Origin of the sequence: Leucobacter chromiireducens subsp. solipictus (assembly GCF_016758195.1) — a bacterium.
GTDB classification, from domain to species: domain Bacteria; phylum Actinomycetota; class Actinomycetes; order Actinomycetales; family Microbacteriaceae; genus Leucobacter; species Leucobacter solipictus.
Window position 1 is genome coordinate 383,314 of record NZ_QYAC01000002.1, and the last position, 22,228, is coordinate 405,541.

The window sequence follows — 22,228 nt, forward strand, 5'->3', positions numbered from 1 at the left end:
CCGTGGGCGCGGGCCACGCGAGCCGGTCCCGGCTAGGATAGAGGTATGAGTAATCCACGTGCGGGGAAGGTCGCCGAGCGGATCCAGCAGATCATCGCACGGCGTTTGGAGAAGGGGCTGCGGGATCCGCGGCTCGGGTTCGTCACCATCACGGATGTGCGGGTCACGGGTGATCTGCAGCAGGCGAGCGTGTTCTACACGGTCCTGGGCGACGAGCAGGAGCAGCGGGATACTGCCGCGGCGTTGAAGGCGGCGACCGGAATGTTGCGCACCGAGGTGGGCAAGCAGCTCGGCACGCGACTGACGCCGACCCTGGAGTTCATCCACGATGAGCTGCCCGAGAGCGCGAACCATCTGAGCGAGCTGCTCGCGGAAGCCAAGCGGCGCGACGATGAGTCCGCAGCGCTGGCGGCGAACGCCACGTTCGCCGGGGACGCGGATCCCTACACGAAGCCGCGCGACGAGGACGACGAGCGGTAGTTCCGCTGCCTATGGCAGGCGCAGCGCGTCTCCCGCGGCCACGATCAGGCCGTCGCTGAGCAACGAGCTGACGGCACGTTCTGCCTGCGCGGGATCCCGGGGGCTCGGGTCGGGCGCGGCTGCGGCCAGTGCGGCCGCGCGCGTCACCGGGCCGTGTGCGGCGCGCAGGGCGGCCATGACGCGGCCGCGCGCCTGACGGTCGCTGCCCTCGAAACGAGCCTGCTTGGGTCGCTTGGCCGGCGCGTTGTCGGGATAGCCGCTGCCGCGCCACTCGCACCACTCGGCGATCGGGCAGACGTCGCAGCGCGGGGCGCGCGCGGTGCAGACGATCGCTCCGAGCTCCATGGCCGCGGCGTTAAAGACCGCGGCTGCGGCGGGATCGTCCGGGAGCAGCTTCGCCATGTCATCGAGATCGCGGGCGGCGGGCATCCCCGCCGCGGCGCGTCCGTGGACGGCGCGCGCGATGACGCGGCGCGTGTTGGTGTCGACCACCGGGTGGCGCTCCCCGAACGCGAATGCGGCAACGGCGCGCGCCGTGTACGGTCCGACGCCGGTGAGGGCGAGGAGGTCGTCAACGGCCGAGGGGACGCGGTTCCCGTGCCGCTCGGCGATCTCCACGGCGGCCTGGTGGAGCCACAGCGCCCGGCGCGGGTATCCCAGCCGGTCCCAGGCGCGCACCGCTTCCCCTGGGGGATCCGCCGCGAGCGCAGCGGGGGTGGGCCAGCGTTCGATCCACGCGGTCCAACGCGGCAGTACCCGCTCGACCTGGGTTTGCTGCAGCATGAACTCCGACACGAGCACGGCCCAGGCGGGCGTTGCCGGATCGCGCCACGGCAGGTCGCGGGCCGCGGTGCCGAACCAGGAGTTCACTGCGTCTACGATCCCGATCTTGTCCATCGTCTCCCAGTCTACGACGGGGCGGTAGGCTGGTCTGGTGTCCAATCCTTCGGTCTCACTGCCTCCGCACGGCGGAATCCTGCTGCTTGATAAATCGGAGGGGTGGACGAGCCACGATGCCGTGGCGAAGTCGCGCCGCGCGCTGGGCACGCGAAAGGTGGGGCACGCGGGGACGCTCGATCCCATGGCGACGGGGCTGCTCGTGCTGGGGACGGGTCCGGCGACGCGCCTGCTCACGCACCTGGTGGGCCTCGACAAGACCTACACGACCACGATCCGCTTGGGCGTGGCGACCGTGACGGACGACCGCGAGGGCGAGCGAATCTCGGCGGCCGATCCGGCAGCGGTCGCGGCGGTGCTCGCGGATCCTGCCAGGATCGCGGCGGAGGTTCGTGCGCTGACCGGGGATATCGAGCAAGCGCCGAGCGCGGTCAGCGCGATCAAGGTGGACGGGCAGCGCGCGTACGATCGGGTGCGCGCCGGGGAAATCGTCGAGTTGCAGCGCCGACCGGTGACCATTCACGCGTTTGAAGCTTCCGCGGCGGTCGCGGCGGTCGCGGCTGACGGGACCGCGGTGATCGACGTGGATGCCACCGTACGCTGCTCGACCGGCACCTATATTCGCGCGCTGGCACGGGACCTGGGGGCGGCCCTCGGGCTCGGGGGGCACCTGACCGCGCTGCGGCGCACCGCGGTGGGTCCGTTCGATGTCGCGGACGCGGGCACGATCGAGCAGTTGGTGTCGGGGGATCGGGCGGAACTGCTGTCCCCGGCGAGCGTCGCAACGCGCCTGTTCCCCGAACTGCGGCTTGACACGGCGCAGGCACGGGATCTCGGGCATGGCAAGCGGGTGTCGGTGGGCGAGGTGCCGGATGCGAAGCTCGCCGCGGCGACCGGGCCGGATGGCGCGCTGCTCGGGCTGGTGTCGGTGGCGCGCGGGCGGACGCGGGTCGTCACGAACTTCCCGACGCCGGACACGGCTGCTGCGGCGGAGGGGGACGCATGATTCTCGGGTACGCGATCGCAGTGATCGCCGCGGGCGTGCTCGGCGGCGTGCTGTGCCTCGTGGAGGCGCTTCGGAAGCGCGGGCCGAACGATTTTACGATGGGGGCCACGCTGATTGTGGCGCTCATGTTGCTGGCGCAAGTTGTCATTTCGATCGTGGCCCCGTTCGCGGGAAACCACGCCACGGGGGATCTGCTGGAGTTCTGGATGTACCTCATCGTGGCGTTTGCGCTCCCGATCGGAGCGGGTTTCTGGGCGCTGGTCGATCGTACGAGGTGGGCCAACTTGGTGCTCGCGGTTGCGCACCTCGCGGTCGCGGTCATGGTCTACCGGATGCTGGTGATCTGGGGCTGAATCCGGGGTCGTCGCAGCGGCACCGCGCCTCGGCGGTACATTCCGCGAGTGGCACATGACGGGCGGAAGCGTGTCTATAGCCTCAAGTTGGCCTTGAGGGTTTAGAATCTTCGGCTTGACTTGGGCGAATCACAACGGTGTAATTAATGCATTGTGTTGCCGCCGACGGCGCGACACGCGGAAGCAGTACGGAAAGGAGCGTCAGTTGAGCGAATCACCGCACACTCCGGTTCCCAGTAACTGGTTCGTCGACCCGGTGTTCCTGGGGGTCCCTGGCACCCGCGATGATGACGAGGCATTGGCCTGGCAGGGTGACGCGCTGTGCGCGCAGACGGATCCCGAAGCCTTCTTCCCGGAAAAGGGCGGCTCGACGCGGGAGGCGAAGCGCATTTGCGAAAGCTGCGAGGTCCGGTCCGAGTGCCTGGATTACGCGCTGGAGAATGACGAGCGCTTCGGTATCTGGGGCGGCCTGTCGGAACGAGAGCGCCGCCGGCTGCGGCGCGAGGCGATGTAATCGCCGGATCCCAGACCACGCGGCCAGGCTCCAGGCTCTGGACCTCGGGCGCGCCTAGACTGGGCGCGATATGCGCACGAGAGTAACTGTCATCCTGGTCGCCCAACAGGGCGGGGAGTGGCTAGACCAGACCATTGCCGGCATCGCGGCGCAATCCGTCGCGCCCTCGGCGATGGTCGCCGTCAATAACGGCGGCCCAGAGAGCGTCGGGCAGCAGCTCCTGACCAGCGGTGCGGAGCGGGTGATCGGCGTCGGCTCCCGCGTCTCATTCGGTCAGGCCGTGGCGCAGGGCGTGCAGGCCGCGGGCACCCCGAATGACGACCCGGACACCACGGAGTGGCTCTGGCTGTTGAGCGAGGACGCCTGCCCTGAGCCGCAGGCGCTCGAACGCATTCTGAGCGCGGTGCAGCGCGCCCCTTCGGTGGCGGTCGCGGGTCCGAAGCTTGTGGACTGGGACCGTCCCGAGTACATCATCGAACTGGGGCAGAGCCTCACGCGGACCGGTGCGCGGTGGACCCTGCGTCGTCAGGAACTCGACCAGCAGCAGTACGACCATATGCAGGACGTGTTGGGCGTGGGGCCGGTCGGGATGCTGGTGCGCCGTGACGTGTGGGAGCAGCTGGGCGGCTTCGATCCGGCGCTTCCCGTCTACGATGACGGACTCGACTTCTGCGTGCGCGCGCGTCTCGCGGGACACCGCGTCGAGGTCGCCCCGGCGTCACGCGTTCGCTTCGCCCAGAGCGGGGTGGCTGGCCCGCGCATTGATCGCCAGCGTTCCGTACTGCGGCAGGCGCACCGCCAAGCCCGGACGGCCCATCTCCATCGCCGGATCGCCTACGCTCCGGCCCCGCTCGCGTTCCTGGCGTGGCTCGGGCTTCCGCTGCTTGCGCTGTTCCGGGTCGCCTGGGCCCTGATCCGGGAACAACCGGGAAATATGCTCGGCGAGTTCGTGTCGGCCATGAGCGTGTTCTTCCGGCCCCACGCGATCCTCGCGTCGCGCCGCCGAATCAAGGCGCATAATACGGCGGGCTGGGCCGCGCTCCGACAGCTCAGGATCGATCCGAAGAGCGTGCGCACCGCGCGCATGATCGACCGCGAGGCGATCCTGGCCTCGACCGGGCGCCAGCGCCACGAACTGCACTTCATCTCCTCCGGCGGCCTCGCCGTGCTGGTGGCCGCCGTCGTCGCAGCGATCGCCCTGAGCTGGTGGGCGCTGCCACGCACGAACCTGGCCGGCGGAAGCCTGGCACCGCTGAGCGACATCGGTCAGCTGTGGTGGAACACCCGCGCACTCGACGGGGTCCCCGCTGATCCCTTCACCTGGGTCCTTGCGCTGCTCGGCTCCCTGACGTTCTGGAACCCCTCACACGCGGTCGTGCTGCTGTTGGTCGCGGCGATCCCGCTGACGGCGCTGGGCGCATGGATCTGGGCGGCCCAGCTCACCGAGTCGAAGGCGGGCCGCGCGCTCGCTGCACTCGGATTCGCGCTCAGCCCCGTCCTGCTCGGGTCGATGGCGAGCGGGATGCTGCCGACCCTCGTGCTCACCGTGGTGCTGCCGTGGCTGCTGCTTGCGGCGACCCGGTCACGCGAATCCTGGAGCTGGGCGGGTACGGCGTCGCTGCTCGCCGGGGTGGCGCTGGCCGCGGCCCCCGTGCTCTTGCCCGCAGCGGCCGTGCTGTTCGTGGTGGGCCTGTGCACGACGCTGCGAGGTGCCGCTCGGGTCCTGACCACCGCGCTCGTCCCGGTGGTGCTCTTCGCGCCGAAGATCGTGACGAGCGTGCTCGCGGGACGCCCCCTCGACATTCTGCTGGATCCGGGGATCGTGACGCCGTTCACGGCGGCAACGCCGTGGCACCTGCTGCTGGGCTTCCCGGAGTTTGGCCTCGACGGCTGGGGCACGATCCTTGACGGTGCGGGCGTGACGGGTGTTCCCGCAACGCTGGTGGTCGGCGTCCTGATGCTCCCGATCGCGCTGCTCGCGATTCTCGGCATGTTCACGGGTCGCGTCGCCGTCACGCTGTTCAGCGCGCTGCTCGGCGGCCTCGGAATTCTCACGGCACTTGCTGCCTCGCAGCTCCGGCTCGTGGTGGTCGGCGACGAGAGCGTCGCGCTCTGGACCGGATCCGGCCTCGCGGTGTACTGGCTCGCGATCCTGAGCCTCGCCGCGGTCGGGGCGGGCACGCTCCGCCGGGCTGCGGGCTCGCTCGTGGCGGTTGCCCTGGTCGCCGCACTCCTCGCGGTCACTCCGGTCGGCGCTCAGCTGCTGCTCGCCAAGGTGCCGTTCGGTCCCGCGAGTTCGCAAATGCCCGCGCTGGTGCAGGCAGCGGGAGAACAGCAGCCCGGGATCAAGACGCTCACGATCACCGCCGAGGCCCCGCACGCCGTGCGTGCCCAGGTGATCACCGGATCCGGGCTCCGACTCGACCAAATCCGGAGCGCGGAACGCACCCCGGAGAGCACCGCCGCGGACCGCGCACTCGCGGAGCTCGTGGGCGGCCTGGCGAGCGTCGGCGGCCCGGATCTGAGCGGCGAGCTCCGCGACGCCGGGATCGGCTTCGTGCTGCTCCCGAGCACGGGGAGCGACACCGAGCGCGCCGAGTTGCAGCGGATGTTCGATCAGCACGATGCGCTCGCCAGCGCGGGCCTCACCGATCAGGGGCTGTTGTGGCGTGTGGTGGACCCGGAGACCGAGCAGGAGGCACCCGGGGACGCCACCCAGCGCGTGGGCGGGACGTCGCTGAGCGGCCAAACCATCTGGGCGATCCAGCTCGTCGTGTTGCTCGGCGTGCTGCTGCTCGCTCTCCCGACCGGCGAGGTGACCTACCGGCCTGAACGCCGGATCCGCCCCTCACGTCGGAAGCAGCGCGCGGCCGCTCGGGCGGCACGCAAGGCGGCGGGGAGCCCGGCCCCCGTGGTCGTCGCGCCGGCCCCGGTCCCCGAACCCGAGGACGTGGCGGCGCAGCCAGCGCAAGCGCAGGAACCCGCCGTAGATCCGGCGGCCGAAGTCGAGCCAGCGTCCGAGGTGGAGGCGGCACCCGTGGTGGAGCCGGCACCCGCAGCGGCGCCCGCGCCAGAGGCGGAGTCCGCGCCTGAAGTGGCTCCGGCGTCCGAGGCGGTGCCCGAGCCCGAGGTGGATCCGGCGCTCGAGGCGGTGCCCGTGCCCGAGCCCGAGCTTGCGCCCGTGTCCGAGGCGGAGCCGGCGTCCGAGCCGGTGCACGAGGTGGCGCCGACACCCGAGGTCGACCCGGTGCCCGACGCGGAGCCAGCGCCGACAGCCGTGACCGGCATTGACCCCGAACCCAGCGCGGATCTCGAGCCGAACCCGGACACGGATCCGGGCCCGAGTCACGACACCGATGCCGACCCGAGCCCGGACACTGACCCGGGCACCGATCCCACAGGGGGAGCGAAGCGATGAGTGATCGATCTCGGATCCTGCGCGGGAGCGCGCGGGCGGTCACCGGCCTCCTCGTGGTCGGCGTCGCCGCAACGGCCTCGGTGCTGATTGGCAATATGACGCTGCCCGGCGTCACGAGCGCCCCGGAGCCCGTGGTCGTGGATACCACCCACAACGCGAACCGCACCCTCGTGTGCGCAGGTGCGTTCGGTGTGCTCGGCGCGGATCCGGACCGGCCCGGAGTGACCATCCCCATCGGGGCGCCGGAGGTCGTGGTCTCGGGCACGGCGAGCAATGCGGTGAGCGTCACGCGGCCCGAGGGCGGCGAAGGCTTGACGGCGGCGCTGACCGCCCCGATGTCCGAGCCGCTTGCGGCCGCGCAGCTCCAGTCCGTGCAGACGGAAACCCTCCGCGGTGTGGTGGGCAGTGCCTGCGCGGAACCGGTGAATGAACAGTGGGTCCTCGGCGGCGCGAGCTCGCTGGGCGTCTCGACCACCCTGAGCCTCGCGAACCCGGGCACAGTGCCCGCGACCGTGGTCGTGTCGGTGTTCGACGAGAACGGGCCGGTCGACGATCTCCAGATGGCCAGCGTGCTCGTCCCTGCGGGGTCCGAGCAAACGGTTTCGGTCAACGGTTATGCGCCAGACCGGGAACGCCTCGCGGTGCGAGTCGTGAGCACCGGCGCGCCGGTCACGGCGAGCCTGGGCGTGGGGCAGAGCCTGGGGATCGAGCCGTTCGCGATTTCTTCCGTGTCCCGGCAGGCCGCACCCGAGACGCAGCTGGTGATCCCGGCGATCGCGAACGAGAGCGACCACGAGCACGGCCCCTCCGATTCCGGTGAGGGGGACGAATTCCCCGTTCTGCTGCGCGCGCTCGCATCCGGAGACACGGGTGGCCAGCTGCGCGCCCGAGCGATCGACGCGTCCGGAACGGCCACCGAGCTCGGCGTCATCGACCTCGTCCCCGGTGCGGTGGGCGAACTCAGCATCCCCGTCTGGCCGAAGGGCGCGCACGCCCTGGTGGTGGACTCGGACGTGCCGGTCATCGCTAGCGCCCTCGGCTCGGTGACCAAGCGTCAGCACCACGACAACGAGTGGTTCGTGCCGGCCCCAGCGATCGCCGCGGACACTCCGACCGCGGCCCCGGTGGTCTCCGGTGGGCAACTGGTGATCGCAAACGTGGGCGCGGAACCCGCCAAGGTGGAGGTCGCCGCCGCGAGCGGGAAGGGGAAGCCGCGAACGCTGACCGTCGCATCGGGTGCCGCGGCAACCGTTTCCGCGCCGAGCGACGCCGTGGTGACGAGCTCCGAGCCGGTGCACGCGGGCGTCCGGTTCCTCCAGGGCGGGGACCTCGCCGGGTACCCCGTGGTGGCGCCGGATCCGCGCGACGGCGAGCTCACCGTCTTCACGCGGTAGCGCCGCGCTCGCGTGACGGGAGTCGCGGCCCCGTAGACTGGGAGCATGTCTGGTCGCGTGCGTCACTCCCGTCGTCACGGGCGGCGACCGATCCGATCATCGATTGTCGGGCCCGGCCTGCCGGATCCGGCGAGCCGTATCGCGCGCTTCGAGGTGCAGGCTCGGGGAGTCGTGTCGCTCCTGCAGGCGCACTTTCCCGAGGAACTCGACGGGGTACGCATCGGCTTCCAGACCGCCCCGACGGGTGACGGCGGTGGGGGGAACCCCCTGCTCTACACCGTCGATCGCGCGGCGCGGACCATCATGCTGTTCCGGATGCCCATTCAGCGTGCCCGCGGCTTGCACGTCGACGACGACGAGCATCGGCGCTACTTTGTCGAGCACTGCGTCTATCTTGCGGTGTGCGAGTACCTGGGGCGCGAGCCCTGGGAACTGCTTCCCGGCCGCTTCGACCACTACTAGCTCGCCTCGGCGGAGCAGCGTGGTGCCGTCGGCGACGTGTCGCGGTTCCCGCTCCGCTCGGACGCTCCGGAATCACGGGTCTCGGGAGCGGAGCCCGGTCTGAGCACTTCGGGCGTCGATCATTCCGCAGGAGATCCACGGAATCCGAGGAGATTTTCCCCCGAAAACGGACCCTGGGCGCAGGATCTCCGAGGTTTCGGTGGGCGCGGCTGGATCCGGCGCTGGTAGGTGCGGCTGGTGGGCGCGGCTGGATCCGGCGCTGGTGGGCGCGGCTGGTAGGCGCGGCTGGTTCCGGGGCGGCTGGGGTGGCCCCGAAGTCTTGGTCGGCGCGGCTGGGCCTGCGGCGCGCGTGACCGGCACGTGCGCGCCGCGGAGACACGCGCGCGGGTGCGGCCCCACCCTCGGGGCCGCACCCGCGCGTCGCGTGTGGTGTGCCGCGACTACGCGGCAACCCGCTTCTGGCGCTGAATCACGTCGTCGCTGTTGAGGAGACGGAACGCGAGCGCGCCGAGCACGCCGCCGACGAGCGGAGCGAGGAAGTAGAGCCACATGTTGGCCCAGTCGAACTGGCCCGAGAACCCGAGGCCGAGCGCGACCGCGGGGTTGAAGCCGCCGCCGGAGACGGGGCCGGCGGCCGCGGCACCCACGACGATGGTCGAGCCGATGGCCAGGCCGTAGAAGGAGTTGTCAGGGTGATCCTTCGACGTGGCGACGTTCAGGATCACGTAGACGAGCACAAACGTGACGATGGCCTCGACGAGGAACGCGGGGCCCACCTCGATCTGCATGGGGCCCGCCTCGGGTGCTGGCCAGATCGTCGACGCCAGCAGGGCGCCGAGCACGCCGCCCACGAACTGAGCGATGACGTAGGCGATGAATTCCCCGCCCGAGATCACGCCGCGCATCAGCGCTGCGAGCGAGACGACGGGGTTGAGGTGGCCACCCGAGATATGGCCGGTGGCGAAGATCAGTGACATCAGCGCGAAGCCGATGACGATGGGCGTGAGGCCGCCAGCGTTGTTCACCGCCGCAACGATGACAAACACAAACAAGAAGGTGGCGAGTGCTTCCGCCGCCGCACTGCGGGCGGTTCCAGTCATAACAGCTCTCTTTCTGAGAATCCCGGGCATTTCCACAGGTAATTTTATTATGACAAAACACTGCACGACACGGTGGAACCCCACAATCTTCAGGTGGCACCGCCATAATGGGAGCATGAGTGCGCGCATCTTGGTGGTTGATGATGACAGGGCGCTTGCCGAGATGCTGGGCATGGTGCTGCAGGGCGAGGGCTTCGAGACCGAGTTCTCCTTCGACGGCACGGACGCCGTAGAGCGATTTCGTGAGATGCGGCCAGACCTGGTACTGCTTGATGTGATGCTCCCGGGCCTCGACGGCATCGAGGTTGCCGAGAAGATCCGGTCTGAATCTGGCACCCCGATCATCATGCTGACGGCTCGGACGGACACACGCGACGTGGTCCGCGGACTCGAGGCCGGTGCCGACGATTACGTGGTGAAGCCGTTCAACCCGGTGGAGCTGATCGCGCGGATCCGGGCCCGGCTGCGTGAGCCGCAACAGGAGGCCACGGAGACCCTGCGCATCGGCGACCTGACGATCGATGTCGCGGCGCACGAGGTCCGCCGCGGCGCGCAGGCGATCCCGCTGACGCCGCTGGAGTTCGACCTGCTCACCATCCTCGCGCGGAAACCCCAGCAGGTGTTCACCCGTGAGGTGCTGCTCGAACGGGTGTGGGGCTACCAGTACAAGGCCGATACGCGGCTCGTCAACGTGCACGTGCAGCGGCTGCGCGCCAAGATCGAGCAGGATCCGGACCATCCGACCATCGTGACGACGGTCCGTGGCGTGGGGTACCGCGCCGGTGCGCCTGTCGAGTAACGCGGGCACCGTGCGCACCCGCCGCTCGCGCCTCGCGATCGCCCTGCGCCGGCTGCAGCTCCGTTGGACGCGCTGGTCGCAGCCCGTCTTCGGGCCGTTTCGTGCGCGGTGGCGCCGCTCCCTGATGGTGCGGACCATGACGATCACGGGGCTCGTCACCGGCTTCATGGTGCTCATCGCGGGGGTCTTCATCCTCACGAGCATCGGGAACGATCTGTACAGTTCGCGCAAAGAGCAGGCGCTGCAGGACTCGGCGCGCGCCACCCTCGCGGCCCAACGGCACATTGACGCCTCGGATGCCTCGGATCGCGGCGGTCTCTCGCTCCTCTCGACCACGGTGCGACGCATGGTGCAAGACACCTCATCGAGTCAGCTCATGTACCTGCGCCGCCAGCCGGGACAGGCGGCGTTTCCGGAGGCTCCGCCCCCCACCACCACGGCGAACATGCTGATCGACACGGTCACGCCGGAACTCTCGGAGGCGCTCGTGTCCGAGCGTGAACCGCAGCACTGGCAGGCGGTCACGTTCCTCGGGGAGGACGGTTCGAGTTCGCCCGGCATCATCGTGGGGTCCACGCTGGAGTTTCCGGCCGGCGCGGGAACCTACGACCTGTTCATCGGCTACAACCTCGCGGACACCCAGTCGACCCTGAGCTTCGTGCAGCGCACGCTCCTGATTACCGCCGCGGCGATGATGGCGTTCATCGGGATCCTGGTGTGGATCATGTCCCGGATCGTGTTCCGCCCGCTCCGGGCCGCGGCCGCGGCGAGCCGGCGGCTCGCGGCGGGCGAGAGCGATGCGCGGATGCCGCAGCAGAACGACGAGGACTTCGACGTGCTGTCGGAGGGCTTCAACGACATGGCCGACACGCTCCAGGCGCGCATTCAAGAGCTCGACACGCTCTCCGAGATGCAGCAGCGCTTCGTCTCGGACGTGTCGCACGAGCTACGGACACCGCTCACCACGATCCGGCTCGCGAGCGAGGTCCTGCAGAGCACCGCGGGTGGATTGCCCGCGGGCCAGCAGCGCGCGGTGGAAGTGTTGGGAACGCAGGTCGAGCGGTTCGAGGTCTTGCTGGGCGACCTGCTCGAGATCTCCCGCTACGACGCGGGTCGAGTGACGCTGGAAACGGAGTCGGTGAACCTGGTTGCGCTCGCCACCGAGGTCGTCGACAGCCTTCGGACCCTCTCACCCGGGCCCATCGAGGTGCACGCGCTGGGCGGGTATGCCCCGATCGAAGTGGACCCGCGACGCGTGCGGCGAATCATCTCGAATCTGGTCGGGAACGCGATCGAGCACGGTGAGGATCAGGCGATCGACATCACGATCGACTCGAACGCGTCCGCGATTGCGTTGTCGGTTCGAGACTGGGGCGTGGGGATGACGGCGGCCGAACTCGAGCAGGTCTTCGACCGGTTCTGGCGCGCCGATCCATCCCGCAAACGCACGCTCGGGGGCACGGGGCTCGGCCTCGCCATCGCCCAGGAAGATGCGGCCGTGCACGGAGGCATTCTCGAGGCGTGGTCGCGCCCGGGTGTGGGCACCAACTTCCGGCTGACGCTCCCGCGCGACGAACACATCACCAGTTTCGTGTCGCCGTTGCCCCTGGTGCCGGAGGGCGTTGAAGTGGAAGCGGGCGACCCGCGGCCGTCCGGTGGCTGGCTGCGCCGGCCCGGGCGACGGATTCGGAAGGACAAGCGGCGATGACGACTCCTGCACAGTCCCGACGCCCCCGAGCACGCGCGATTGCGGCGCTTCTCGCGGGCGGCATGCTCCTGGCGGGGTGCACCGCGATCCCGAACTCGGGTCCGGTGCAGGGGGGCCTGAAAGACCTGCAGCAGGTGGATCAGGTGTACCAGTACAAGCCCTCCGGGCCGATTACCGGGGCGAGCCAGGAAGACCTCGTGCGCGGGTTTGTTCTCGCCGCGACCTCGTCGGTCGACGACTACGCCACCGCGCGCGAGTTCCTGACCGCGGAGTACTCGAGCCAGTGGGATCCGTACTACGGCGTGCTCATCGACGAGGGCACCCGGCCGTACCGACAGGATGGGAACACCGCGGGCGTACTCTCGCTGTCGACCACCGCCAAGCTGGACTCCGCGGGGGACATGCTGCCCGTCGCCCCCGGGCCCAGCATGGAGATGCGGTTCGAGTTCGAGCGCGTTGCGGGGGAGTGGCGGATCTCATCGGCCCCCAGCGGGATCATCCTCGACGCAAACACGTTCTCCACGATTTGGTCGTCTCACCAGTTGTACTTCGTGGGGGCAGGGAACCTGTTGGTGCCCGAGACCCGCTGGTTCCTCACGCGAACCGCGTTGGTGACCGAGATCGTCGGCGCGCTTCTTGAAGGGCCCGGGGAGCGCATGCGCGAGGTCGTCCGCAGCGGCTTCCCCGCGGGCACGTCTCTCGCATCGAATTCGGTGCCGGTCGTGGACGGGAAAGCGCGTATCGACCTCACCAACACGGTCCTCGAAGCCGGCCCCGAAGCGATGGGGCAGATCCGTCAGCAGTTGAAGACGAGTTTGCAGACCGTACCTGGAGTGACCGGCTTCGAGCTGCTGGTGGAGGGAACACCGTTGCGGCCGACCCCGGAGGAGGACGCCACGGCACCCCGCCCGGTCACCCTGACCCAGGCCCCCGCCGTCATGATCGGCGACGAGTTCGGCACGGTGGTCTCGGGCGAGTTCTCCGCCTGGCAGGGCCTGGGCGCGAGCCTGCACGACTTCGATCCGCAATCGATCACGCTGTCTGCCGACGAGCAGACGGCCGCCGTGCTGAACGAATCCGGCGTGACCCGAGTGGACGCCAACGGTGCCATTCTCGTCGACGGACGCGAAGATCTGTTGGATCCAAGCCTTGATCCGCTCGGCTATGTGTGGACCGTGTCGCGCTCGGACTCCGCCGCGCTGCTGGCGACCGCCCCGGATGGAACGGCAACGGAGGTGCCGACGCCCTGGCTTGCCGGGCGCTCGCCCGCCGCGGTGCGGCTGTCGCCGGACGGCAGCAGGGTCGCCGCGCTGGTCGCGGATGGGGAGGAATCCCACGTGCTCGTCTCGGGCGTTATCCGAGACGAGAGCGGCCTGCCGCTGCGCACCGTGGAGGGCGCGGACACGAAGCTCTGGGCGGCGGGAACCCCGCGTGACCTGGACTGGGTGGGACAGCTCAGCTTTGCGGCGCTGACGGGCGTCGGATCCGCGGGCAAGGTCACGGTGGGCGGTGTCGGTCTGTTCGGGATCGAACGGACGTCGGTCCCCGGGGGCATCCACGTGAGCGGCGGCGGCGGACGTTCCGCCTTGCGGGTGTTGGGATCTGATGGGGACCTCTTCTCGCCGCAGGGCGCGGGGTGGCAACGCAGCGAGGACGAGATCGAGGTACTCGCGAAGCGCGGGTAGCGTCGCTCACAACCCGTGCGGCATCGGGCAACGCCGCCAGGTTTTCCACACCTGGCGCACCCGGTGTGGGGCTGCCGCGCGAAGGGCGGACACTGGGGATATGCGAATCCTCCCGTGGCTGCGAGAACTCGGCCTCGACCTGCTCGCCGTGCTGTGGCCGACGGCATGCGTGAGCTGCGGCACCCCGGACCGTGACTGTTGCGCGCGGTGCCTGCAAGTGGTGCGCGAGACGGTCCTGCTCCGGAGCATGCTGGAGGAGATTTCGTGCTTCGCCCGCGCGAGATACGAGGGGCCGATCGCCGCGCTGCTGGTCGCGTTCAAACACGGAGGTCACGTGCGATTTGCGCGTGAACTGGGACGGCAGCTCGTGGGGCCGCTCGGTGCCGGGATTGCCGCCGCGGCCGGTCCGGCGCCGCCGCTTGTCGTGTGCGCGCCGTCTCGCCCGGCTCGGACGCGCGAACGCGGGTATCGCCACGTCGAAGTGCTGGTGCGGTCCGCGGTCACTGTGGCGCGGCTCGGACGGCCGTACCGGCCCGTCCGTGCGCTCCGCACACGTCGTGGGCGCCGGAGCCAGGTGGGACTCAGCCCGGCACAGCGTGCGGAGAATGCGGCGCGAGTCGCCGTGCGAGCGCGGGCTCGCGCCCGACTCCGGGGACGGGAGATCGTGCTCGTCGATGACGTCCTCACCACGGGGGCCACCCTGCGAGCAGCGCGGGCATGCCTCGAAACGGCGGGTGCCCGAGTCGTCGCGACCGCGGTCCTCTGCGTGGCGGAGCGCAGACCACCGGCGTCGGGAAAATGCTCAGATGAGGGGGTGGAAACCGGATCGCGGAGTGGAGTAGAGTTCGGGAAAGGCGTAGCGGTGCGCCGCACTGGCCCACCCGCCTGAGTCCCCTGGGAGGTCACCATGGACGTCAACATTCGCGGAAAGAACGTCGGGATCACCGATCGCTTCGAGCAGTATGTCGAGTCGCGGGCCGAGAAGGTCGCGGGGTTGCTGCCGAAGGCGCAGTCGCTTGAGATTCGGGTGTCCCGGCAAACCGACCGGAGCCCCCAAAACGGCGACCAGGTGGAGATCACCCTGGTGGGACCGGGACCCGTGATTCGTGCGGAGTCCCACGGGAGCGACAAGTACACCGCCTTCGACATCGCCTACGGGCGCGTGCTCGAGCGGATCCGGCGAATGAAGGACCGACTGCAGGATCGACGCGGGCGGGGCCGAGTGTCGCTGGGAGATGCGACCGCGAATGATTTTGGCATGGTCGATATCGAACCGGCACCGCTCGAGGTGCTGGAGGCGGTCGCGAACGGCAGCGAGCCCGCGGGCGGTGATGGTGCGGAAGAGCAGTACTCGCCCGTGGTGATCCGCAGCAAGGAGTTCCCCGCTGAGCAGCTCTCCGTTGAGGATGCCGTCGACCAGATGGAGCTCGTGGGTCACGACTTCTTCTTGTTCGTGGAGACCGAAAGCGGGAAGCCGAGCGTGGTCTACCGTCGGAAGGGATGGAACTACGGCGTCATCTCGCTCGCGGAGGTGTAGCCTTCCTGAGCGGCTCTGAACGCCACAGGATGGCATGCCCCCGACCCCGTGAAATCTGCGGGGCCGGGGGCAGTTCTCTGCGTGCACCGCGGGAAGGCACACGAGTGCGGCCGCGCCCGGGGTTACGGCTCCCGACGGGGGAAGCGCAATCGCCAGCCCCAGCGCAGCACGCCTGCCAGCGCTTCCCACACAATGCCGACGCTCATCTTCGAGCGCCCCTCGGTCCGCTCCACAAAGGTGATGGGAACCTCGGCGATCGGGCACCCGAGACGTTCGAGCGACCAGGCCGTTTCCACCTGAAACGCGTACCCCTGCGAATCGAGCTCACGCAGGTCGAGGTGCTGCAGCCACCGCGTATCCAGCACGCGGAACCCGCTCGTGAGGTCGTGCAGCGAGGAACGAAGCGCGAGCCGCGCCACGGAAGTGCCCGTGCGGGAGATCCAGCGCCGATACCAGGGCCAGTTCACGATCCGACCGCCCGGGATCCAGCGCGTGCCGATCACGAGCCCGGCTCCCGCCCGCGCCGCCGCGAGCAGCGCTGGCAACTCTGCGGCGAGGTGTGAGCCGTCGGAATCCATCTCGACGGCGTAGCGGTAGCCGCGATCCTGCGCCGCCTGAAAGCCCCAGGAGTACGCGGTGCCGAGCCCGAGCTTGCCGGTGCGGTGGTGCACGCTGACCCGGGGGTCTGCGGCGAGCTCGTCGGCGATCCGCCCGGTCCCATCGGGGCTGCCGTCGTCGATGATGAGCAGGTGCGCGTCAGGAACATGATGCAGGATTCCGGCGACCGTGGCGGGCAGCGTCGCGCGCTCGTTGTAGGTCGGGAGCAGCACGAGCACCTCGCCACGCGGGGCGTCCCGGGGCGGCGTCTCGGTGCGATCCATCGCTTCCATCCTGTCAGAGTGTGTGAGGTTCGCGACCCCGCGGACGGTGGGGAATGCACACGGGAGGCCGCCCCGCAGGGCGACCTCCCGTCAGCGAATGCACCTACGCGGCGTAGTTCGCGCGCAGGATCTGGCCGAGCTCCGCGTCCACATTCGACCAGTACTGGAAGAAGCGCTCGCGGATCTCATCCACCGTGATCGCCTTGGCCTGGCCGCCGAGGACCGCCTGGAAGCGCTCCTTGGCCGCGGCGTCGAACACATCCCGGTACAGGGTGCCGGGCTGACCGAAATCATCGTCGTCGGCGCGAAGCGTGTACGCGCTGCGCACCAGCTCGCCGTCCGACTCCCAGCTCGCTTCCACGCCCGCCTGCGGGTCGGCGGCGGGACCGCCGGCAGCGCCGTAGGAGTTCGGCGTGTACGTGCGGTGCTCGGGGCCGTTGAAACGGTACTGCATGTTGCCCTCGTGCATGTAGTTGCGCACCTCGGCCGCGTGCGGCTGGTTCACGGGCAGCTGGTTGAAGTTCGTGCCGATCCGGTAGCGGTGTGCGTCCGCGTAGGAGAACACGCGCGCCATCAGCATCTTGTCCGGCGAGATACCGGTGCCGGGGACCTGGTTGCCGGGCGAGAATGCCGCCTGCTCGATCTGCGCGAAGAAGTTCTCCGGGTTGCGGTTCAGCGTGAAGGTGCCGACCTTGATGCGGGGGTAGTCCGCCTTGGGCCAGGTCTTCGTGAGGTCGAACGGGTTGAAGCGGTAGGTCTTCGCCTCCTCGTACGGCATAATCTGCACGTAGACGTCCCACGACGGGTACTCTTCGCGCGCGATCGCGTCAAAGAGATCGCGGCGGTAGTAGTCCGCGTCGGATCCGGCCAGCTGCTCGGCAACCTCGGGGGAGAGGTGCTCGACGCCCTGCTGAGAGAGGAAGTGGTACTTCACCCAGAACCGCTCGCCCGCGGCATTGACCCACTGGTAGGTGTGCGAGCCGTACCCGTTCAGGTGACGCCAGCTCTTCGACAGGCCGCGGTCGCCCATGAGGTACGTCACCTGGTGTGCGGACTCGGGGGAGAGGGTCCAGAAGTCCCACTGCATGTCCGCGTCGCGCAGACCCGAGTCGCCGAGGCGCTTCTGCGAGTGGATGAAGTCGGGGAACTTGATGCCGTCGCGGATGAAGAACGTCGGGGTGTTGTTGCCCACGATGTCGAGGTTGCCCTCGGTCGTGTAGAAGCGCAGCGAGAAGCCGCGCACGTCGCGCCAGGTGTCGGGGGAGCCCTGCTCGCCCGCGACGGAGGAGAAACGGATCAGCGTCTCGCTCTTCGCGCCGGGCTGGAACACCGCAGCACGGGTGTACTGGGACACGTCCTCGGTCACCACGAACTCGCCGAACGCGCCGCCGCCCTTGGCGTGCGGGTTGCGCTCGGGCACGCGCTCACGGTTGAAGGACGCGAGCTTCTCGACCAGGTAGCGGTCGTGGAGCACGGTGGGGCCGTCGGCCCCAACGGTCAGCGAGAACTCGTCACTCGCGACCGGCGTGCCGGTCTGGGTGGTAGTGGGCTGCTTTTCAGACATCGTGCCTCTTTCAGGGTCGGGTCGGGAAGGTGGTCCGTGGGGAGTGCGTGCGGGACGAGGTGCCCGTGGCGCGGGCTACTGCGACGCCGCAGTGCAGGCTGCGCACACTCCGTAAAACGTGATCTCGGCGGTATCGACCGTGAAGCCGTGGTCTTCCGCCGGGGTGAGGCAGGGGGCGCGGCCGATGACGCAGGGCACATCCTCGATGCGCCCGCAGGAGCGACACACCAGATGATGGTGATTGTCCACCCGAGCCTCGTAATGGGCGGGCCCGCCGTCATGAGCGACGCGGCGCACGAGCCCCGCGTCTGTGAGTGCGCCGAGCACCCCGTACACCGCCTGGAGCGAGGTGCCGGGGAGTGTGGTGCGCAGGCGCTCATAAACGCCGCTCGCGTCCAGATGACCACCCGGCTCGAGCATCTCGAGCACCGCACGTCGCGGCGCCGTCGAACGCAGGCCAGCGGAGCTCAGCTGAGCGTCCGTGGCGGAGCGTGGTGCGCGGGGGGTCATGCCTCCAGTGTATCGCTTTTTTGAATCATTCAAAAAAGCGACATTCCCAGCGGGTCGTCTCGACGCGTTGCTAAGCTGAGGCAGTTGTCACAATTTGACAACGGCGCTGTGCGAGCTCCCCGAGAGCGGCGCAGCGTGTCAACCTACAGGAGAGACAACGTGGCGACAGTTCTCGAAAAGCTCCTTCGCGTCGGCGAGGGTCGCACCCTGAAGAAGCTCGAGCGGCAGGCGAAACTCGTCGCCCAGCTCGAAGACTCGTTCTCGGAACTCAGCGACGAGGAGCTGCGCGGCGAAACCGAAGAGTTCCGCGGCCGCCTCGCCCAGGGCGAAACGCTCGACGATCTGCTCCCCGAGGCGTTCGCCGCGGTCCGCGAGGCCGCGAAGCGCACTATCGGGCTCCGCCCCTTCGACGTGCAGGTCATGGGCGGTGCGAACCTCCACATGGGCAACATTTCCGAGATGAAGACCGGTGAGGGCAAGACCCTCGTCGCGACCATGCCCGCCTACCTGAACGCCCTCGCGGGCAAGGGCGTGCACATCATCACGGTCAACGACTACCTCGCGAGCTACCAGTCCGAGCTCATGGGGCGCGTGTTCCGCGCGCTCGGCATGACCACCGGCTGCATCGTCGCGGGCCAGGACCCGGCGAAGCGCCGCGAAGAGTACGGCGCGGACATCACCTACGGCACGAACAACGAGTTCGGCTTCGACTACCTGCGCGACAACATGGCATCCTCCGCCGAGGAGCGCGTGCAGCGCGAGCACTTCTTCGCGATCATCGACGAGGTCGACTCGATCCTCATCGATGAGGCGCGAACGCCGCTCATCATCTCGGGCCCCTCCTCGGGCGAGGCGAACCGCTGGTTCACCGAGTTCGCGCGGATCGCGCGCAAGCTGAAGCCCGGCGTCGACTACGAGGTTGACGAGAAGAAGCGCACCATCGGCGTGCTCGAGCCCGGTATCGAAAAGGTCGAGGACCACCTCGGGATCACGAACCTCTACGAGTCCGTGAACACCCCGCTGATCTCCTTCCTGAACAACTCGATCAAGGCCAACGCGCTGTTCACGCGCGACAAGGACTACGTCGTGCTCAACGGCGAGGTGCTGATCGTTGACGAGCACACCGGCCGTATTCTCGCCGGGCGCCGCTACAACGAGGGCATGCACCAGGCCATCGAGGCGAAAGAGGGGGTGCAGGTCAAGGCCGAGAACCAGATGCTCGCCACCGTCACCCTGCAGAACTACTTCCGCCTGTACGAGAAGCTCTCCGGCATGACCGGTACCGCCGAGACCGAGGCGGGCGAGTTCATGTCCACCTACAAGCTCGGGGTCGTCCCCATCCCGACCAACCGGACCATGCAGCGCAAGGACCAGCCGGATCTCGTCTACAAGAACGAAGAGGCGAAGTTCGCGCAGGTCGTCAAGGACATCGCGGAGCGGTACGAGCAGGGGCAGCCCGTGCTCGTCGGCACCACCAGCGTCGAGAAGAGCGAGTACCTGTCGCGCCTGCTCGCAAAGGCCGGGGTGCGGCACGAGGTGCTCAACGCAAAGAACCACGCGCGGGAGGCCGCGATCATCGCGCAGGCCGGCCGCCTGGGTGCCGTGACCGTCGCTACGAACATGGCCGGCCGTGGTACGGACATCATGCTCGGCGGCAACGCCGAGTTCCTCGCCGTGCAGGAGATGGCCGCCCGCGGCCTCTCGACCGAGGACGATCCGGACGCCTACGAGGCGGCCTGGGATGACGTCTTCGCGGCCGTCAAGGACGCCGTCAAGGAGGAAGCCGATAAGGTCGCCGCCGTCGGCGGTCTCTACGTGCTGGGGACGGAGCGGCACGAGTCGCGCCGTATCGACAACCAGCTGCGCGGCCGATCTGGCCGTCAGGGCGATCCCGGCGAGAGTCGCTTCTACCTGTCGCTCGCCGACGACCTGATGCGCCTCTTCAACTCGGGTGCCGCCGCAGCGCTGATGAATCGCGACGGCTTCCCCGACGACGTCGCGATCGAGTCGAAGATGGTCTCCCGCGCCATCCAGAGCGCGCAGAGCCAGGTCGAGCAGCGCAACGCCGAGATCCGCAAGAACGTCCTCAAGTACGACGACGTTCTGGATCGTCAGCGCAAGGCAATCTACGGCGACCGCCAGCAGATCCTCGACGGCGAAGAGATCGAGACGCGGATCGTTGCGTTCCGTGAGCAGACGATCGACGCGATCCTCGACTCGCACGGCACCGATGGCGAGTGGGACTTCGACGCGCTCTGGAACGACCTGCGCCAGGTGTACCCGGTGGGCATCACCGTGGACGAGCTCCTCGCCGAGACCGGCGGCCGCCGCGTCGACCGCGACTTCCTGCGCCGCGAGATCCTCTCCGACGCGATCGTCGCCTACGAAACCCGCGAAAAGACCCTCGGCAGCGAGGCGATGCGTGAGCTGGAGCGCCGCGTGGTGCTCGCCACGATCGACCGCCGCTGGCGCGATCACCTCTACGAGATGGAATACCTCAAGGAGGGCATCGGGCTGCGCGCGATGGCCCAGCGCGATCCGCTCGTCGAGTACCAGCGCGAGGGCTACACCATGTTCGAGGGCATGATGGGGCAGATCAAGGAAGAGTCCATGGGGCTGCTCTACAACCTCGAGGTCAAGGTTCGTGAGGACGTTGAGCATCAGGGGCACGTCCACCTGGAGGGTGGCGGCCTTGAGGAACAGCAGAGCCCGGATCAGTCCAAGCTTTCATACAGCGCGCCAGACGAAGATGGTACTCCGGCGGTGAGCGGTGCTCCCGATCCTGCAGCGAAGGCGGCCCAGGCCACTCAGCGCGGCGCGTTTGGGCAGCAGGTTCCCGCGGACGGGGCTGGGGCTGCGGGCAACCGCGCCGAGCGCCGCGCAAGCAAGAAGAAGTAGGGCGACCCGCCCGCACCAGACCGTGCTCCGCACTCGCGGACCGATGGGGAGATATACCGAATGGCAAGCGAGAACACCGGTCGTCTGACCAAGAACGAGCGACGCACGCAGGCGCGCGAACAGGCGCGCAAGGCCCGGGAACAGGAGAAGAAGCGGGAGAAGCGCAATCGCCTCTTCCTGCAGGGAGGCATCGTCATCGGTGTCCTCGCGATCCTCGGCATCGTGGCGCTCGTCCTCACGCAGACCATGAAGCCCGCGGGCCCCGGCCCCGAGAACATGGCGTCCGGTGGCGTCGTGTTCAGCAAGGACCTCAAGGTCGTGGAGGGTCCCGCACTCGAATCCGGCGCGGAGCGTCAGGCGCGCACCGTGAACCGCGATGAGCTGCCCCTCGACGTGACCGTGTACGCCGACTACATGTGCCCCGCGTGTGGCGCCTTCGAGCAGCAGTACGGCACCATGCTGGAGAACTACGTCGGTGCCGGCGATATCGAGCTCGAGATCTACCCGCTGAACTTCCTCGACGGCGCATCGCTCGGCTCGAAGTACTCGACCCGCGCCGCGAACCTCCTCGCCTGCGTGGTCGAGGAGCAGCCCGACGTGGCCTTCTCGCTGCACACCCGACTCCTGAGCCCCGAGGTGCAGCCGAAGGAAGGCACCACCGGGCTGAGCGATGAGCAGCTCCTCGAAGAGGCGAAGGCCGCGGGCGCTGAGGTCACCCCCGAACTGCGCTCCTGCGTCTCGGACGTCACCTTCGGAAGCTTCATCTCCGCGAACTACAAGTCCGCCAGCGAGACCGGCATCAAGGGGCTCGCCGAGGGCGCGCTGATGCTGAGCAGCGACGGCGCCACCCCGCAGCCCGCGGACGGCCCGCAGCGCCTGGTCTCCACGCCCACCGTGATCGTGAACGGCCAGCAGTGGAACCAGGCCCGCGACGGCGACCTCGAGTCGTACCTCCTGAAGGTGAAGGGCGAGTACGAGCAGGCTCAGGAGAAGTCCGACGCCAAGAAATCTGAGTAGACTAC

The 22,228-nt window shown here is 68.9% G+C and carries 19 protein-coding genes; 14 read left to right on the forward strand and 5 right to left on the reverse strand.

Going from position 1 to position 22,228, the window contains the following annotated elements:
- Positions 1-45 precede the first annotated feature (45 nt).
- Positions 46-480: a 30S ribosome-binding factor RbfA gene (gene rbfA, locus D3230_RS05175; protein ID WP_202343942.1), complete on the forward strand. Its 435-nt coding sequence runs from the start codon at positions 46-48 to the stop codon at positions 478-480.
- A 9-nt stretch (positions 481-489) separates the two neighbouring features.
- Here the strand turns inward: rbfA and D3230_RS05180 are convergent, their stop codons facing one another.
- The gene (locus tag D3230_RS05180) at positions 490-1,377 is read right to left on the reverse strand and encodes an A/G-specific adenine glycosylase (protein WP_202343943.1); all 888 of its coding nucleotides are present in this window, start codon (positions 1,375-1,377) and stop codon (positions 490-492) included.
- A 37-nt stretch (positions 1,378-1,414) separates the two neighbouring features.
- Here D3230_RS05180 and truB point away from each other — a divergent pair, with 37 nt between their 5' ends.
- The 6 genes from truB to D3230_RS05210 all read left to right on the forward strand — a co-directional run bounded on the left by truB (position 1,415) and on the right by D3230_RS05210 (position 8,524).
- Positions 1,415-2,383, forward strand: a complete 969-nt coding sequence (gene truB, locus D3230_RS05185) for a tRNA pseudouridine(55) synthase TruB (RefSeq protein ID WP_420029014.1) — start codon at positions 1,415-1,417, stop codon at positions 2,381-2,383.
- On the forward strand, positions 2,380-2,736 hold the full coding sequence (locus D3230_RS05190) for a hypothetical protein (RefSeq protein ID WP_202343944.1): 357 nt from the start codon (positions 2,380-2,382) through the stop codon (positions 2,734-2,736). Before truB ends, D3230_RS05190 begins: the two co-directional genes overlap by 4 nt.
- Before the next feature lie 256 nt (positions 2,737-2,992).
- Positions 2,993-3,250: a WhiB family transcriptional regulator gene (locus D3230_RS05195; RefSeq protein WP_420029017.1), complete on the forward strand. Its 258-nt coding sequence runs from the start codon at positions 2,993-2,995 to the stop codon at positions 3,248-3,250.
- A 70-nt stretch (positions 3,251-3,320) separates the two neighbouring features.
- A complete protein-coding gene (locus D3230_RS05200) occupies positions 3,321-6,668 on the forward strand; it encodes a glycosyltransferase family 2 protein (protein ID WP_202343946.1) in 3,348 nt (1,115 codons plus the stop codon).
- Positions 6,665-8,062, forward strand: coding sequence for a DUF5719 family protein (locus tag D3230_RS05205; RefSeq protein ID WP_202343947.1), 1,398 nt, complete (start codon positions 6,665-6,667; stop codon positions 8,060-8,062). The genes D3230_RS05200 and D3230_RS05205 overlap by 4 nt, the downstream gene beginning before the upstream one ends.
- Before the next feature lie 45 nt (positions 8,063-8,107).
- Entirely contained in the window at positions 8,108-8,524 is a 417-nt protein-coding gene (locus tag D3230_RS05210; protein WP_202343948.1) for a metallopeptidase family protein, read from the forward strand.
- A 440-nt stretch (positions 8,525-8,964) separates the two neighbouring features.
- Here the strand turns inward: D3230_RS05210 and D3230_RS05215 are convergent, their stop codons facing one another.
- The gene (locus tag D3230_RS05215; protein WP_202343949.1) at positions 8,965-9,624 is read right to left on the reverse strand and encodes an MIP/aquaporin family protein; all 660 of its coding nucleotides are present in this window, start codon (positions 9,622-9,624) and stop codon (positions 8,965-8,967) included.
- Positions 9,625-9,739: 115 nt separating this feature from the next.
- On the opposite strand from D3230_RS05215, the gene mtrA reads away from it, so the two are divergent.
- From mtrA to hpf, 5 genes are all read left to right on the forward strand, one after another.
- Positions 9,740-10,423 (forward strand): MtrAB system response regulator MtrA, encoded by a 684-nt coding sequence (gene mtrA / locus D3230_RS05220; RefSeq protein ID WP_202343950.1) that lies wholly within the window; start codon positions 9,740-9,742, stop codon positions 10,421-10,423.
- Entirely contained in the window at positions 10,386-12,131 is a 1,746-nt protein-coding gene (gene mtrB / locus D3230_RS05225; protein WP_337249097.1) for an MtrAB system histidine kinase MtrB, read from the forward strand. The genes mtrA and mtrB overlap by 38 nt, the downstream gene beginning before the upstream one ends.
- Positions 12,128-13,816, forward strand: coding sequence for an LpqB family beta-propeller domain-containing protein (locus D3230_RS05230; protein WP_202343951.1), 1,689 nt, complete (start codon positions 12,128-12,130; stop codon positions 13,814-13,816). The genes mtrB and D3230_RS05230 overlap by 4 nt, the downstream gene beginning before the upstream one ends.
- Positions 13,817-13,916: 100 nt before the next feature.
- Positions 13,917-14,705, forward strand: a complete 789-nt coding sequence (locus D3230_RS05235; RefSeq protein WP_202343952.1) for a ComF family protein — start codon at positions 13,917-13,919, stop codon at positions 14,703-14,705.
- 18 nt (positions 14,706-14,723) lie between these two features.
- Positions 14,724-15,353 carry a ribosome hibernation-promoting factor, HPF/YfiA family gene (gene hpf, locus D3230_RS05240; protein WP_202343953.1) on the forward strand — a complete coding sequence of 210 codons (630 nt, stop codon included), beginning with the start codon at positions 14,724-14,726 and terminating at the stop codon, positions 15,351-15,353.
- A 122-nt stretch (positions 15,354-15,475) separates the two neighbouring features.
- Here hpf and D3230_RS05245 read toward each other — a convergent pair whose 3' ends face one another.
- The 3 genes from D3230_RS05245 to D3230_RS05255 form a co-directional block, all read right to left on the reverse strand.
- On the reverse strand, positions 15,476-16,234 hold the full coding sequence (locus tag D3230_RS05245) for a polyprenol monophosphomannose synthase (protein ID WP_202343954.1): 759 nt from the start codon (positions 16,232-16,234) through the stop codon (positions 15,476-15,478).
- Between the two features lie 103 nt (positions 16,235-16,337).
- Positions 16,338-17,798: a catalase gene (locus tag D3230_RS05250; protein WP_202343955.1), complete on the reverse strand. Its 1,461-nt coding sequence runs from the start codon at positions 17,796-17,798 to the stop codon at positions 16,338-16,340.
- Positions 17,799-17,873: 75 nt separating this feature from the next.
- Entirely contained in the window at positions 17,874-18,308 is a 435-nt protein-coding gene (locus tag D3230_RS05255) for a Fur family transcriptional regulator (RefSeq protein WP_202343956.1), read from the reverse strand.
- Between the two features lie 159 nt (positions 18,309-18,467).
- Between D3230_RS05255 and secA the strand changes: the two genes are divergently transcribed.
- Together secA and D3230_RS05265 are read left to right on the forward strand one after the other, a co-directional pair.
- The gene (gene secA, locus D3230_RS05260; protein ID WP_202343957.1) at positions 18,468-21,206 is read left to right on the forward strand and encodes a preprotein translocase subunit SecA; all 2,739 of its coding nucleotides are present in this window, start codon (positions 18,468-18,470) and stop codon (positions 21,204-21,206) included.
- Between the two features lie 60 nt (positions 21,207-21,266).
- Positions 21,267-22,223 carry a DsbA family protein gene (locus D3230_RS05265; RefSeq protein WP_202343958.1) on the forward strand — a complete coding sequence of 319 codons (957 nt, stop codon included), beginning with the start codon at positions 21,267-21,269 and terminating at the stop codon, positions 22,221-22,223.
- Positions 22,224-22,228 lie beyond the last annotated feature (5 nt).

What these genes read in the sequence shown, in the direction of transcription:
- rbfA (WP_202343942.1), top strand. Translation starts at nt 46, where the DNA reads ATGAGTAATCCACGTGCGGGGAAGGTCGCCGAGCGGATCCAGCAGATC.
- D3230_RS05180 (WP_202343943.1), bottom strand. Translation starts at nt 1,377, where the DNA reads ATGGACAAGATCGGGATCGTAGACGCAGTGAACTCCTGGTTCGGCACC.
- D3230_RS05190 (WP_202343944.1), top strand. Translation starts at nt 2,380, where the DNA reads ATGATTCTCGGGTACGCGATCGCAGTGATCGCCGCGGGCGTGCTCGGC.
- D3230_RS05200 (WP_202343946.1), top strand. Translation starts at nt 3,321, where the DNA reads ATGCGCACGAGAGTAACTGTCATCCTGGTCGCCCAACAGGGCGGGGAG.
- D3230_RS05205 (WP_202343947.1), top strand. Translation starts at nt 6,665, where the DNA reads ATGAGTGATCGATCTCGGATCCTGCGCGGGAGCGCGCGGGCGGTCACC.
- D3230_RS05210 (WP_202343948.1), top strand. Translation starts at nt 8,108, where the DNA reads ATGTCTGGTCGCGTGCGTCACTCCCGTCGTCACGGGCGGCGACCGATC.
- D3230_RS05215 (WP_202343949.1), bottom strand. Translation starts at nt 9,624, where the DNA reads ATGACTGGAACCGCCCGCAGTGCGGCGGCGGAAGCACTCGCCACCTTC.
- mtrA (WP_202343950.1), top strand. Translation starts at nt 9,740, where the DNA reads ATGAGTGCGCGCATCTTGGTGGTTGATGATGACAGGGCGCTTGCCGAG.
- D3230_RS05230 (WP_202343951.1), top strand. Translation starts at nt 12,128, where the DNA reads ATGACGACTCCTGCACAGTCCCGACGCCCCCGAGCACGCGCGATTGCG.
- D3230_RS05235 (WP_202343952.1), top strand. Translation starts at nt 13,917, where the DNA reads ATGCGAATCCTCCCGTGGCTGCGAGAACTCGGCCTCGACCTGCTCGCC.
- hpf (WP_202343953.1), top strand. Translation starts at nt 14,724, where the DNA reads ATGGACGTCAACATTCGCGGAAAGAACGTCGGGATCACCGATCGCTTC.
- D3230_RS05245 (WP_202343954.1), bottom strand. Translation starts at nt 16,234, where the DNA reads ATGGATCGCACCGAGACGCCGCCCCGGGACGCCCCGCGTGGCGAGGTG.
- D3230_RS05250 (WP_202343955.1), bottom strand. Translation starts at nt 17,798, where the DNA reads ATGTCTGAAAAGCAGCCCACTACCACCCAGACCGGCACGCCGGTCGCG.
- D3230_RS05255 (WP_202343956.1), bottom strand. Translation starts at nt 18,308, where the DNA reads ATGACCCCCCGCGCACCACGCTCCGCCACGGACGCTCAGCTGAGCTCC.
- D3230_RS05265 (WP_202343958.1), top strand. Translation starts at nt 21,267, where the DNA reads ATGGCAAGCGAGAACACCGGTCGTCTGACCAAGAACGAGCGACGCACG.